The sequence below is a fragment of the bacterium genome, assembly GCA_028821235.1.
Taxonomy (GTDB): domain Bacteria; phylum Actinomycetota; class Acidimicrobiia; order Spongiisociales; family Spongiisociaceae; genus Spongiisocius.
The window spans coordinates 1-13,300 of record JAPPGV010000055.1; the positions used below are offsets into that span (position 1 = coordinate 1).

Annotated in this window: 11 protein-coding genes and 1 tRNA gene; 2 read left to right on the top strand and 10 right to left on the bottom strand. The window is 66.4% G+C overall.

Annotated elements, in window-relative coordinates; translation table 11 throughout:
• Nucleotides 1-807: 807 nt before the first annotated feature.
• Together OXK16_05925 and OXK16_05930 are read right to left on the bottom strand one after the other, a co-directional pair.
• Nucleotides 808-1,530: a restriction endonuclease gene (locus OXK16_05925; GenBank protein ID MDE0375487.1), complete on the bottom strand. Its 723-nt coding sequence runs from the start codon at nucleotides 1,528-1,530 to the stop codon at nucleotides 808-810.
• A complete protein-coding gene (locus tag OXK16_05930; GenBank protein ID MDE0375488.1) occupies nucleotides 1,527-2,603 on the bottom strand; it encodes a DNA cytosine methyltransferase in 1,077 nt (358 codons plus the stop codon). Before OXK16_05930 ends, OXK16_05925 begins: the two co-directional genes overlap by 4 nt.
• Nucleotides 2,604-2,699: 96 nt before the next feature.
• On the opposite strand from OXK16_05930, the gene OXK16_05935 reads away from it, so the two are divergent.
• Nucleotides 2,700-3,113: a very short patch repair endonuclease gene (locus OXK16_05935; protein ID MDE0375489.1), complete on the top strand. Its 414-nt coding sequence runs from the start codon at nucleotides 2,700-2,702 to the stop codon at nucleotides 3,111-3,113.
• A gap of 322 nt (nucleotides 3,114-3,435) precedes the next feature.
• On the opposite strand, the gene OXK16_05940 is transcribed toward OXK16_05935, so the two are convergent.
• Both OXK16_05940 and OXK16_05945 read right to left on the bottom strand, forming a co-directional pair.
• Nucleotides 3,436-4,566, bottom strand: a complete 1,131-nt coding sequence (locus OXK16_05940; GenBank protein MDE0375490.1) for an integrase arm-type DNA-binding domain-containing protein — start codon at nucleotides 4,564-4,566, stop codon at nucleotides 3,436-3,438.
• A 174-nt stretch (nucleotides 4,567-4,740) separates the two neighbouring features.
• Nucleotides 4,741-4,815 (bottom strand) — tRNA-Ile (locus tag OXK16_05945).
• Nucleotides 4,816-4,916: 101 nt separating this feature from the next.
• On the opposite strand from OXK16_05945, the gene OXK16_05950 reads away from it, so the two are divergent.
• On the top strand, nucleotides 4,917-6,173 hold the full coding sequence (locus tag OXK16_05950; protein ID MDE0375491.1) for a M20/M25/M40 family metallo-hydrolase: 1,257 nt from the start codon (nucleotides 4,917-4,919) through the stop codon (nucleotides 6,171-6,173).
• Nucleotides 6,174-6,275: 102 nt separating this feature from the next.
• On the opposite strand, the gene OXK16_05955 is transcribed toward OXK16_05950, so the two are convergent.
• The 6 genes from OXK16_05955 to OXK16_05980 all read right to left on the bottom strand — a co-directional run.
• Complete coding sequence (locus OXK16_05955) at nucleotides 6,276-8,507, bottom strand: cation:proton antiporter (GenBank protein MDE0375492.1); 2,232 nt, start codon at nucleotides 8,505-8,507, stop codon at nucleotides 6,276-6,278.
• A 76-nt stretch (nucleotides 8,508-8,583) separates the two neighbouring features.
• Complete coding sequence (locus tag OXK16_05960; protein ID MDE0375493.1) at nucleotides 8,584-9,240, bottom strand: hypothetical protein; 657 nt, start codon at nucleotides 9,238-9,240, stop codon at nucleotides 8,584-8,586.
• A gap of 646 nt (nucleotides 9,241-9,886) precedes the next feature.
• Complete coding sequence (locus OXK16_05965; protein MDE0375494.1) at nucleotides 9,887-10,642, bottom strand: glucose 1-dehydrogenase; 756 nt, start codon at nucleotides 10,640-10,642, stop codon at nucleotides 9,887-9,889.
• 13 nt (nucleotides 10,643-10,655) lie between these two features.
• Nucleotides 10,656-11,696, bottom strand: a complete 1,041-nt coding sequence (locus OXK16_05970; GenBank protein ID MDE0375495.1) for a hypothetical protein — start codon at nucleotides 11,694-11,696, stop codon at nucleotides 10,656-10,658.
• A gap of 126 nt (nucleotides 11,697-11,822) precedes the next feature.
• Nucleotides 11,823-12,794, bottom strand: coding sequence for a nucleoside deaminase (locus OXK16_05975; GenBank protein MDE0375496.1), 972 nt, complete (start codon nucleotides 12,792-12,794; stop codon nucleotides 11,823-11,825).
• Between the two features lie 139 nt (nucleotides 12,795-12,933).
• A partial coding sequence (locus OXK16_05980) for an isocitrate lyase (GenBank protein ID MDE0375497.1) occupies nucleotides 12,934-13,300 on the bottom strand: 367 nt, incomplete at its 5' end.

The following is a 13,300-nucleotide window of genomic DNA, read 5'->3' on the forward strand; positions in this document are numbered from 1 at the left end:
TCGCTGCCTAGGACGTTTGCCTATCGGGCTGCCAGCAAATGCCCAGGTCGGAGGGATGCGCGACCGGATGCGCGACCGGTCGCGGTTGAGCGCGACCCCTGGGGGTGGATGCGCGACCGGGTTGGGGGTCGTGTTGGGTATGTTGGATGACGACACGCCCCGGTGACGGTCCCATCGGATGAAAGGCCACACACAGCGGTCACGGCACAGGACGGCCGGTAATGAGAGGAGAAGGGAAGGGCCGATGCGGAACGAGACCGACAACAGTCGGCCGGGTGTCAGGAATCGGCGGTCGGCGGTGCTAGCTCCCCACGGTGGGCGGGTGGTGAGACTGTCCGAAGTCCTCGAGATCACCCGGTTGAGCAGGACCACGATCTGGCGTCGGGAACGGGAGGAGTCGTTCCCTTCACTGATCCGCCTCGGCGGTGAACACACCCGGGCGGTGGGCTGGCGGGAACAGGACTCTACGCCTGGATCGAGAGCCTATCCCCGGCAGCGTGACTACCCACCCAGCAACGAAGCCGCGCTTGAGTCGCTCGGACGACGGTTTCATCTCCACAGGAATCCGCCGGCCATCGGCCAGACATGTGGGTACGACTGTGCTCTTGGCCGCTGCGCCAACGGTGACACCGCAGGGGTTCGGGCTGGCGTCGACCCGGTTGATGTCCCATCACCGGAGCCTACGGCGCGGCCTCTCTCGGCAGTGTCGACTTCGGGGTCCGAGCCGGTGGTTTCCAACGAGCCGAGCCGTTTCAACGTACTTGGACTGTTCAGAAGAGATACGCGCTCTCGACCTGGTTCTGGTCGCTAGTAGCGGGCGATCATGTGGGGTAGGCCGCCGAGAGGCCGGAGCCGGTCTTGTTCGATTAGCTCGTCGAGGGTGTCTGCTGCGTTGCTGTTGTTGTGGCATGCGGTGCGGAGTTGCTGTAGTGCTATGTGGTAGACGCAGTCGAGTTCGCCGGTTCCTCTGGCTATGGCGGCGAGCCGTGAGGGGAGTGGTTCTGCTGTGACGGCGACGAAGTGGGGTTGGCGGCCTCGTCTGTGTCTGGTCAGTACGACGCCTTCGTGGCGGATGTTCTGGACACGGTCTGAGCGGATGGTCCATTTGCACGACACCGCAGCGTGGAGATGTCGCCGGGCACCGGTTTCGAGGCCGATGGTGATGTCTGGTTTGATGAGGTAGTCGGTACCTAGTGATGATCTGAGGGTGGGGTCGTTTTCGGCTATTTCTTTGATGCGGGCCAGGTGTGCGTATTGCACGAAGTGGGTGATCTCCCGACTACCTACATCCCATTCGCGGTCTGGGTCTAGCTGCGGGAGACGGTCCGCCAGGATCTGTCTTATTGCCTTCTCGAAGTTGGTTCCGGCTGTCTGGCCCGGGGCTGTGGTCGATCGGGTGACCCCGAGCTGTTCGAAGACCGCCGTGGCGATGTCCACGCTGGGGTTGCTCGCTCCGTCGGCAATGTTGGGCTTGCCGCTGGTGCGCCATCCGAGGAGGTCGATGATTGCCTGGGGTACTGCGTTAGTCACGTCTCTGCCAGCACGGTGGCTGTGAGGTGGCGTGCTATCGCTTCTGCCAGGAGCGGCGGTACGGCGTTGCCGATTTGTTTGGCGATCTCGATCTTGCTGCCGCACCAGACGAAATCGTCGGGGAAGGACTGGAGCCGAGCGGCTTCCCAGTGGCTTATCGAACGGTTCACGCACCTGTTGGGATCCTGGTTGTCCCACTGCGGGTGGAGGTATCGGCCTTTTTCGGGTTTGAAGAATTCGGTGCGGATGGTCAGTGACGGTTTGTCCCATTCCATCCGTCCCATCACATCGACGGTTCCTGTCGGTTTGTTTCGCCAGCAGTTGGGGAGCAGACGATCCGGGAGGTCGAATCGTCCCCCTCCAGGCGGTATGAGTTCGTATCGTCTCAGTGAGAGTTCCCGCGGTCTGCGGGAGAGGTGCAACTCGGTTACCTTGAACGGTCCGGCGATGCCGGAGTCCAAACGCTGTGTCGGCAGCGCGGTGGGCCCGGTCTCGAAGGGGATCCCGTCCAGGGCGTCGCGTACCGTCGTCCACGGCGCGGACGGGTCGTCTTTGCCGTGGGAGGGTGGCGGCAGAGAAGGCCTACCGCGTCGGGACCCGACTACGATGGCTCGCCGCCTCCGCTGGGCGACCCCGTAATCCGCTGCGTTCAAGACCCCGGCTGTGAGTTGGTACCCACTCAAAGGGCCGTTCAGCGACCAGTCCACCAATAGTCGGTACTGATCGGACTTGAGAAACTGTGGCACGTTCTCCAACACGAACACGTCCGGCCGGGCGAGGCGGACCACCCTCGCGTACTCCCGCCACAGGAGGTTGCGGGGGTCGTCCGGGTTGCGCGTGCCGAGATTCGAGAATCCCTGACAGGGAGGACCGCCTACGACCGCATCTGCTCGGGGGAAAGCGTCGTCGGGAACTGTGGCAATGTCGTCGCAGATCACATGGTCACCGAAGTTGGCCGCGTAGGTAGATGCCGCGGAGCGGTCCCACTCCACTGCCAGAACCGGATCGAACCCGGTCCGGCGGAACCCCTCGGTGAGGCCACCGCAACCGGCGAACAGATCAATAAGCCTCACAGGCACCCTCCCCTCTGCTTAGAATCACATTCACGTCATTTCCAGTAACCATAAACATAGCGCGGCGCACCGACACGAGCGGGTACCGTCAGGGTCATGCCCCAGCCGAAACCGCCCTCGGCCGCCAAATCGGCTCAGATGAGCCGTGTGAAAAACCGCCACACAGCCCCCGAAATGGCCATCCGACGCGAACTCCACCGCAGAGGACTCCGATACCGCGTGAACATGCGCCTCCCCGAGATCGGCCGGACCCGCCCCGACATCGTATTCACCCGAGCCCGGGTAGCCGTATTCGTAGACGGCTGCTTCTGGCACCGATGCCCCGAACACGGAACCTCACCCAAAACCAACGCCCACTGGTGGCGCCGAAAACTCGACACCAACGTAGAACGCGACCGCACAACCGACACAGCCCTGGCCAAGGTGGGATGGAAAGTGATACGCATCTGGGAACACGAAGACACAAGCACCGCAGCCGACCGTGTCGAGGCGATCGTGCGTAACCTCTAGACCTACGCACATTCCACCGGTAACGGTCGCCCTCAGGCCGGCCGGCCGCCGCCGTTCCGGGGTCCTGGTGGCCTGGCGGGTTAGCCGACTCTAGGGCGGGGGGCCGGGTGGATACGGATAGGGGTTCATTGGTCACAGGGGCGGCTTTTGGCCAAGCCTTAAGGAGGACGCTCCGGCCTCGGCCAGATGCGTGAGGGATGATTGTCGGAGCTAGTGGGGAGGGCCATCCTCCGGATGTCGGCGGAACTCCGCCACGGCGATCCGGCAGGAGAGCCGGATGTGAAGCTGCTGCGGAAGCAGTAGTGATCGCTGCCCGATCCGGCTACCCTACGTACTCCGCCCAGGCTTCCATAAGTTCGCGGCGGCGCTCCAACAGGTCACTCCGTGCGTAAGCCTGTTCGGCGGCGTTGCCGACCCGATGTGACAGGCATGCCTCCGCGACTTCACGGGCGACACCGGTCTCGCCGCACCAGTCCCGGAACGAGCTTCTCATGCCGTGGACGGTGGCGTCGATGCCGACCCTTGCGGGTAGCTTGCTGAGCATCCAGCGCGGGATCTCTCCACCGGTATCCCGGGGGAACACCAGTGGGCTGCCGTCTGAGTAGCGGCGGGCCGCGGCCAGAACTTCAAGAGCGGGGGCCGAGAGCGGAACCCTGTGGTCGCGACCGGGCTTCGTGCGTTCGGCGGGAACGACCCATGTCCGGCTTTCGTGGTTGACTTCTGACCAGCGGGCACCCAGCGCTTCCGCTGATCGGACGGCTGTGAGTGTGAGAAACTCGAACGCCAGGCGGACCGTCGGATTGAGGTGGGACGCCCGGACCGTGGCGAGAGCGGCCGAAACGTCGCCGTGGGGAAGGGCTCGGAAGTGCTTCCTACGGACGGTCTGCTTTGGGAGAGCGGCAAGCACAGCGTCGCCAGCGGGGTTGTCCTGTCTGTAGCCCTGAGCGATCGCCCATTTCATGATCGCGCCGATCCGTTGGCGTGTCTTCCTGGCGGTCTCCTCTTTTGTAGTCCAGATCGGAGTGAGGCAGGCCATCACGTCGGCGGATGTGACTGCGTCAACCGGCTTCGATCCTATGGCGGGTAGCACATACGTCCCGAGCGTCGCACGCCATGACTCTTCGGTTCCGGGGCTTTTCCACTTCGTCGCGTGCAAAGCGGTGACGGTCTCAGCCGCCCGTGCGAAGGTCGGTACCCCGCCGGATCGGAGAGCGACCGGGTCGCCGCCCTTTCTGGCCGTCTTGCGGTAGTCGAACGCTTCGGCGCGTGCTTCCGCGAGGCTCACATACGGATAGCCTCCCAATCCGAGGTCGCGTCGGCGACCGTTGACGGTTCCTCGCCATATCCACTGTTTCGATCCTGACGGCTGAACCCGAAGGATTAGGCCGTGCTGGTCGCCGTACTTGCCCGGTTTGCTCACTCCGCGTACGAACGCGGCTGTCAGTTTTGGCATAACCCTCCTGTTGCTATCCCACTGTGTGTCCCACAGTGCGGTGAAACTACCAGAAACTAGTAGGAAAGTCTAGCGACTCCACGAACGAGAGGATGCAGATACTATTAGGGCCAAAACGCCAGTGTCATGGGAGTTTAGGACTGCAAGGAGCGGTGTGAAACGGTTAGAAACCGGTGGGCCCACCTGGACTTGAACCAGGGACCTCATCCTTATCAGGGATGCGCTCTAACCAACCTGAGCTATGGGCCCGTGAAGGCGCCATGCTACACGATGCCGGGTTGCACCATCTAGCCGGCTAGGCGGAACGCGGGGTCTCCCGATCCGGGATCGCAACTTCGTAGGATGGTTCCATGCCTGTTGACACCAGGGCCGCACTGGACGCGGCCGACCGGCTGCGCGGCTACGAGCGGGAGTTGCTCGGCTCGCTGGTGGCGCGGCGGAGCGTGCGCGGCGAGCCGTCCGACATTCATGAGCTGTGCGCGGAGGAACTCGACCGGCTCGGGGTGGAGGTGGAGATGCTCGCCCCTCGGGTAGGCGATCTGGAGAGCCATCCCGAGTGGTGCCCGCCCCAGCCGGATCTCGCGGAGCCGGAGGGTCTGGTGAGCGTGGTGGCGTCCCGCGGCGAGGGGCCCGGAATCCTCCTTTTCGCCCACATCGACACCGAGTTGCCTGATCCCGGCGACGGATGGGGCACCGATCCTTACCGGGCCACCGAGATCGGCGGGCGGATCCACGGCGTGGGTGCCGCAGACGACAAGGCCGGGGTGGTGTCGGTACTGGCTGCGGCCCGGGTGCTGGTCCCGCACCTGGAGGGGGTGCGGCTGGTGGTCGGCCTGGTCCACGGGAAGCTGGGAGGCGGGCTGGGAACCCTCCCCGCCATGGAGAGGGTCGGTGAAGTGGACGCGGCCGTCTACTGCCACCCGGCCGAGACCGGCCGCGGGATGGCCCAGTTCAAGATCGCTACCCGCGGGTTCTTCAACATCCGGATCGAGACCGCGGGCCGACGGCCGCCGCCGGTGGAGATACGTACCCCCAACTCGGAGGACCCCCGCGAGGGAGTCAATGCTCTCGAGCGCCTGCGGGGAGTTCTCGACGCGGTGGACAGGTGGGCGGACCGGGAGGACCTGCTGTGTTCCGTGAACCGCCTCTCGGCGGGCGTGGGCCCGACCGTGCTGCCAGAACATGGCGTGGCGGAGGGTGCCGTCTGGTTCCGCCGCGGCACCTTCACCGAGGTCTACGAACGCCTGGCCACCGTCGCGATGGAGGCCGGCGCCCGCTCGACCGACTTGTTCGGCGTCCGATCCAACCCGGCCGAGGTCCCCGCCGGCCATCCGCTGGTGGGCCTCACCGCCCGGGCCGTCCGCGCCGAGACCGGGGCAGCTCCCCGCGTCTACCCGGCCCACGTGGCCTCGGACATCCGCTTCCCGATCCGTTGCCTGGGAGCGCCGGCGGTCGGTTTCGGCGCCCTGGCCGGGAACTTCTACGGCCCTGACGAGTGGGTGGACGCAGACGACATGCACCGGGCCACCCGGGTGATCGTCCGGATCGTCTCGGCCTGGGCCGGACACGTCACGGGAGGAAGACCCTGGCCCCGGATCGAGATCTGACCTGCGTCCGAGCCGACCCACCCTGGAGGCCGGCGGACGTGATCGATCGTATCGAGGAGGGGGCGGTGTCGGGGCCGCCCCTCTCCACGTCTCAGGCCGGACTCAGACCGCCTCGCTGCGGCGGTCCGTGGACCCGTACCGGGACACGATGTCCGGGATGGCCACCATCACCATCGGGATGGCGACGTGCTTTATCACGTGGGACATGTCGTATCCGAAGAACGGTCGCCTGCTGAGCGGCCGGTTCGTCGCGCCCATCACCAGGAGGTCCAGGCCCCCGGTGTTGGCGGCTTCGACCAGTGCCCCGGCTGGCCGGCTGACCGGTTTGACCTCGGCGTTCACTCTCGCCCCCAGCCGCTCGCCGAACGACACCGATTCCTCCACCAATTCCAGGCCCGCCCCGTGGTCCTGGCTGCTGCTCGACGGATCGAGGTAGAAGGCCGCGTCGCGGGTCTCGGCGATCAGGTGCAGCGCGAGAACCGACCCGTCGTTGTGGGCGGCCAGGGAATATGCCACCTCCTCGGCGGCTCGGGAGGCCCGGTTCGACTCCACCGACAGCAGCACCGTACGCACGGCGAGCGACTCGGGAGCCGGTAGCCCACCTTGGGGGCCGGGACCGGGATAGCGGAAGATGAGGGCGGGCAACTCCAGCCGGGCGAGCACCCTGTCGATCACCGAGGAGAAGACCCGGCCGGCGTCGGTGGTCTCCGTGGCTCCCAGCACCACCATGTCGTAACCGAGCACGGCCTCACGGAGTATCGCTTCGGCCGGGTCGCGCCGCCGGCGGATCAACCGGCACCGATCGGGCCCGAGCGTCCTGATCACTTCTCCGGGGCCTGCGTCCTCCTCGGCCGCGTCGCCCAGCAGCCGCTTCCGCCAGCCGGTGGGCCGGTCGGCGACCGTCAGCACGGTCACTTCGGCGTCCGGGAACAGGACCTTGAGTTGGTGGGCGGCGTACACGCTGTTGGCGCCTCCACGGGTGGGAAGGAGAACCCGCCTCGATCCCAGGATCTGTGCCTGCGATCGGATGGCCTCCGACTCCAGCCGGGCCTGCTCCTCCTCCCCGGCTTCCATTCCGCGCACCGCCAGCCTCAGCATGATCGGAGCGACCAGCGAGGTGACGATGGCCGCCACCACGATCACTGTGTACCCGGTGTCGCTCAGGACGCCGAGGCTCAGGCCCACCAGCGCCACCACGATCCCCATCGCGCCGAGCGCCGACAGGCCCGATCCGAGGGCCAGGCCCTCTCCGGAGCTGAGACCCGACCGGCGCGCGCCCACGTAGGCGCCGGATATCTTGGCGGCCACCGCTATAACGATGAGCACCACGGTCCAGATGATGGCGCTGGGGCTGGCCAGCAGGCCGATGTCGACCCGCAGCCCGCTGAACGCGAAGAAGACGGGAGCGAAGAACGAGTCGGTGACCGTCTCCAGGACGTGCCTCACCGCGCTGACCTGGTAGCGCAGCGTGGCCAGGATGATCCCCACGATGAACGCTCCCAGGATCGCCTCGAGGCCCAGCGCCTGGGTGACGGCGCCGCCCCCGATGGCCGCCACCAGGCTGACCGTGAGGGCGGCCGGCAGGTTCCGCCCGCGCCGTAGCGCCAGGCGCATCGCCTGGTCGAGCGCCCACCTGCCGACGGTGGCCGCCAGCGCCAGGAACAGGACCAGACCCCCGAGAGAGGCCAGCAGGTCGGAGGCCTGGAAGCCTTCCCGGGCTATTCCGGCCAGCCCGGCGAGGATGAGCCACCCCACGGAGTCCATGGTCATGCTCACCGCCAGGGTCACCTGGCCGAAGTTGCGCCGCAGCATCCCCAGGTCGGCCAGGATCTTGGCGACCACGGGCAGGGCCGCCACCGACAGGGCCAGCGCCATGAAGGCGGCGTACAGGCCCCTGCCGGAATCCCCTATGAACGAGGACGGCGTCAGGAGGGCCACTACCCCCACCACGGCCAGCGGCACGAGCAGGCCTCCCGCCGAGACGTTGACGGCGGCCCGGCGGAACCGCATGATGATCCCCAGGTCGGTCTCGTACCCGATGACCACCAGCAGCATGATCACCGCCAGCCAGGCCACCCCGTACACCACCGATCCGGCGGTGGAGTCGGAGAAGAGCCAATCGAAGACGCCCGGGTAGAGCTTGCCGAGGACGCTCGGGCCGATCAGCACTCCCGCCAGGATCTGGCCCACGACGGGAGGCTGCCTCAGCTTGTTGGCGATCCCTCCCAGCAGGCGGGCGGCCCCCACCAGCAGGGCCAGCTGCATCAGGAAGACGAGCACCTGATGTTCGTCCAGGGTGCCCCCCGACCCGGCGGCGGCCAGCACGGCGACCATCACTCAGGCAACGGCGGCCTGCATGCGTCGCCGCAAGCAGGGTCGACCGTGCTAAGCATGGACGGCCCCGGTGGGGTCAGTCGCGGTCGGGCAGGACCCTGGCCCACCATTCCTTGGCCGCGGATATTCCTCCCACGCCGAAGGCGATCACCAGGATGGCGCCCACGGTCCCGACCACGGCTATGAAGAGGGTGTTGACTATCTCCTCGCCGATGTTCAGCGTGTTGAGGGCGACGAATATCCCGAGGGCGATCACCGCCCACCGCGCCGTGGCGGGGAGCCACCGGATGTGACGTTCCTGCGACCACGGCGTGGACAACTCGGCTAGGAAGGCACCCAGCGCGGCCGCCACGATGACGATGACGATCGCCGCCACCACCAGGGGCAGGTATCCGATCAGTCCTGTCAGGATGTCGCTGAGGTACTCGACATCGAGAGCCTCGGCCGTGAGGAGGAACACCACCAGCAGGGCGATCCAGTAGATGGCTCGCGCTGCCAGGTCGGTAGCGGTGTAGCCGGCGGCATTCAACCGGTCGGAGAGACCGGCCCGTTCGAGTAGGGCGTCGAGGCCCACCGCCTTGAAGAGGCGCTGGAACACCCTGTGGACCAGCCGGGCCACCAGCCAGCCGACGACCAGGATTATCAGAGCTCCGATCAGCCGCGGCAGGAACGAGAGAATGGTCTCTCCTGCGTTCTCTAGACCATTTGAAAGACCATCGATCAGGTCTGACATCGATTACCTCCGTGGGTTGGTTCGGTTGTTGCGTAGCGATTCGGCGGCGTGCGGGGCTGTCGTTTTCCGGCCGTGCGATCCGCGGGTGGGTCCGGTGATATGTCCCCCACCCGGGCGCGGAACGCCCTGTACCTCCACGGGTGTGTCGAGAATGGGGACCCCCAACAGCGCCTCCACGGTCACGGGAAACGGCCTTCGTGTGACTGCCCGGATTCTACTCCCGGGTGACCTTCATCCCTGGTAATGGCTCCCATCCCGACACAACGAGAGCGCGAAAAACGCGAGAACACGCCCCGACCCGGCGGGCCCATCCCCCAGCCACCACCTCCTTCGGTCCGAACGCGTTCCGCCATCCCCCGACGGGTCCGCTCCCGAATTGATCCCGGTTCCGGTTCCCTCGACGTCGAAAAGCAGGAAACCGGCGGTGTTTGTGACTGCCGGACAGTATGCGACGGATCCGTGACATGTTCAACCCCCTTGTCCGGGCACAGGGCCCGCACGGCTCACGACGGCTACAGGTCACGGTCGTGGCGAACCAGAGACACGGGACAGTGGGAGAAACGGGTGAGGCTGTTCCCCCGCCGTCGTGACAGCGGAGGAGGACTCCGACCCGGCAAGTGGGACCGGGCCGGTAGTCCCCCGGCGGTCAGAAGATGGTCTGGCCGGCGTCCAGGTAGATCGTGGAGCCGGTGGCCATCCTGGAGTCCTCGGAGGCCAGGAAGACCGCCGCGCCCACTATGTCCTCGGGAACCCCGATTATCCCCAGCGGGATCATGGAGAGCCGGTACTCGCGGAACTCGCGAACGGCCAGATCCGCCCGGTTCAGGTCCGTCTCGATCAACCCTGGGGCTATGGCGTTGGCGCGGATCCCATGGGGCGCCAGCTCGAAGGCCAGCTGCCGGGTGAGCATCCGTACACCTCCCTTGGCCACGCAGTAGTGGGCCAGGTCCTTCCCGGCCAGGGTGTCGCCCGCCGAGGACATGTTGATGATGACGCCACCATCACCCTGGCGGACCATCTGCCGCGCCGCCGTCTGGGAGCACAGGAAGAACCCCTTGAGGTTTACCTCCATGATCCGGTCCCACTCCGACTCCTCGATCTCGAGGAAATGCGTCCGGATCAGGATGGCGGCGTTGTTGACCAGGATGTCGATCCGTCCGAAGCGGTCCACGGCCGCCGCCATCAGGGCCGCCACGTCCGAGGACGATGAAGTGTCGGCCTGCACCGCGATGGCCTCCGAGCCCATCGCCTCGATCTCGGCCACCGCCGAGTCGGCGGCTCCCTGGTCGCTCCGGTAGTTGACCACCACCTTGGCACCTTCCCGCCCGTAGCCGAGGGCGATGGCCCGCCCGATGGAACGGGAGGAACCGGTGATTACCGCTACCTTGTCCTTGAGTCGCATCCGCGGCGTCCGGCTATTCCAGCTCGAACCCGGGCACCACGAAGCTGCCCCGATCGATGATCTGGGTGTCCCCGATCCAGATCGAGTGGTTGCGGGTCGGGATGTCGAAGTGGAAGTTGACCCGGTTGTTACCGCCCAGCTTGCGGAAGAAGTTGGCCCCGAACGCGATCAGCATGTTGCCGTAGTAGCTCTCGGTGTCCATCACGCCCCCGCCTTCCCAGAAGCGGAGGCCCAGGGCGTTCCAGTTGGCCCGGTGCTCGTACCCCCAGCCGATGTGGGACAAGCCGTAGACCCGCTGGTCCTTGGGCTGCTCGAAGAAGTCCTTGAGAAGCCGGGCGTCGGCGCCCCCGTCGATGGAGACGATGCTCCCCTCCCGTAGCTCCATGCGGATCGGCTGCTCCACGTACTTGCCCATCGGCAGCAGCGCGTCGCCGGCGTCCACCACCAGGGTGCCCTCCGCCGAGTCCTCCAGCGGCGCCACGCCGCACTGCCCCGACGGCCAGTGGTCCCAGCGTCCCGGCTCGTCGGTGTAGCCGTACTGGCACCCGAGCGGCCGGCCCGTGTAGCGGACGCTGAGATCCGTCCCCGCCTCCGACTGGACCCGCATTACGTCGGACGTCGCCATGTACCGCACGCTGGCCTCGCCACGCTCGCGGATGACCGGGAGCGGGAAGAGGCGGCGCAGGTGGTCCTCGGGCTCCTCGATCATGAGGGAACGGACACCGGACTCCAGGGCCTCGTTGTGGGCATCGGAGTAGATCCAGTGGGATCCCATGCTGGCCAGGAAGCCCACCACCAGGTCGCACCCCTTCCAGGCCTCGACGATGGTGCGCGACTTCATCCAGGAGTCGTCGGCGGCCACCATGATCTGGAAGAAGTCGCCGCCCAGCACCTTCACCGCCGCCATCAGGGCGGTGATGTAGGCGGGGTTGCTCTGCGTGTTGGTGAATGCCATCACGGTCTGTCCGGGGCCCACCCCGCACAACTCCATGTGGTCCTTGAACATCGGTACCAGATCCGCGCCGGCGGCGGCTGTGGTAGGAACTCTACGCAACGGCGTTCTCCTTTCGGGCTGACGGGAAAGCTCAGGCTGATCCTATCCGGTCGGACCGGCGGTCGGGCCGGCGGCGAGTGCGGAGGAGGATGCGCGAATGCGGACGTCGGTCGCCCGAGTCCCGGTTCAGGCGCTCCAGTAGGTCCGGTGGATCACGGAGGCTTCGTCGATGAGGAAGGGGCCCTTCACCTCTACCTCGCGGTGGCCGCTCTGGAGGACGGCCCGGCAGCCGACTCCGGTCATGGTCGGGTTGAGTTGGTGGCCGCCCGTGTACTGCAGCAGATCGGCCTCGCTCATCCCGTAGACCATCCGGTTGAGCCCGCCCCAGTACATGGAGCCGCTGCACATGGCGCAGGGCTCGCAACTGGTGTAGAGGGTGGCGGTGGCGATCTGCTCCGGCGTGAGCTGCTCGATCGCCAGCCTCATCAGGTTGGTCTCGGCGTGGTTGAGCGGGCTCTTGCCGGTGATGTCGCTGTTCTCCGCCTCCAGCAGGACGTTCCCGTCCGGGTCGGCCAGCAGCGCACCGAACGGTAGGTTCCCGTTGGCGACCGACCTGGTGGACACCTCGATGGCCCGCCGCAGGAGCGACTTCTCCTGATCGCTCAGCCGGAACTGGTCGTAGTACCCGATGTGGACCGCCGAGGCTTCCTCGACCAGATGGGGGCCGCTCACCTCGATGTCGCGCTGGCCGCTCTGGAAGATGTTCCGGCAACCCACCCCCCGCATGGTGGCGGTGCCGGGATCCTCTCCGGTGATCTTCAGGAGATCGAGCTCGCTCATCGCATAGACCATCCGGTTGAGCCCGCCCCAGTACATGGCGCCGCTGCACATGGCGCAGGGTTCGCAGCTGGTGTAGAGGGTGGCGGTGGCGATCTGGTGGGGGTTGAGGGTGCTCACCGCCATGTTCATGAGGTTGGTCTCGGCGTGGTTGAGCGTGTTCCTGCCCGTGACGCCGGTGTTCTCCGCCTCCAGGAGAATGCGGCCGGCCGGGTCCGCCATGATGGCGCCGAAAGGCGTGTTCCCGTTCGCCACCGACCGGGCCGATACCTCGATGGCCCTGCGCAGTAGTCGTTCTTCCTGCGCGCTCAGTTCTGCCATGGGCCGGAGCGTAGCCGCCAGGGTCCTACGGGGTCAGGAGGAGGCTCCTTAGGCCCCTGGCCGTGCCGTGCGCACGTGAGAGCCGCTGAGCATCATCCGGATACGCCGCACCGCCGGGTCGAGAGGACGACGGTGCGGGTCAGTTGAATTGCTTGGCTTCGGTTGATCCCACCAGGGCGAGGGTGGAGGCCCGGCCTCCGGTCGTGACCTGCATCACCTCGTCGAAGTAGCCGGCGCCCACCTCGGCCTGATGCTTGGTCGCGGTGTACCCGAACGGCTCCGAGGCGATCTCGGTCTGCTGCAGATGGCTGTAGGCCGCCATACCCGCCGCGTCGTAGGACCTCGCCAGGTCGAAGGTGTGGTAGTTGAGCAGGTGCCACCCGGCCAGGGTGATGAACTGGAACTTGTAGCCCAGCGCGGCGATCCGGTCCTGGAACGCGGCGATCTGCTCGTCACTCAGGTGGTGTCTCCAGTTGAAGGAGGGGGAGCAGTTGTAGGCCAGCAGC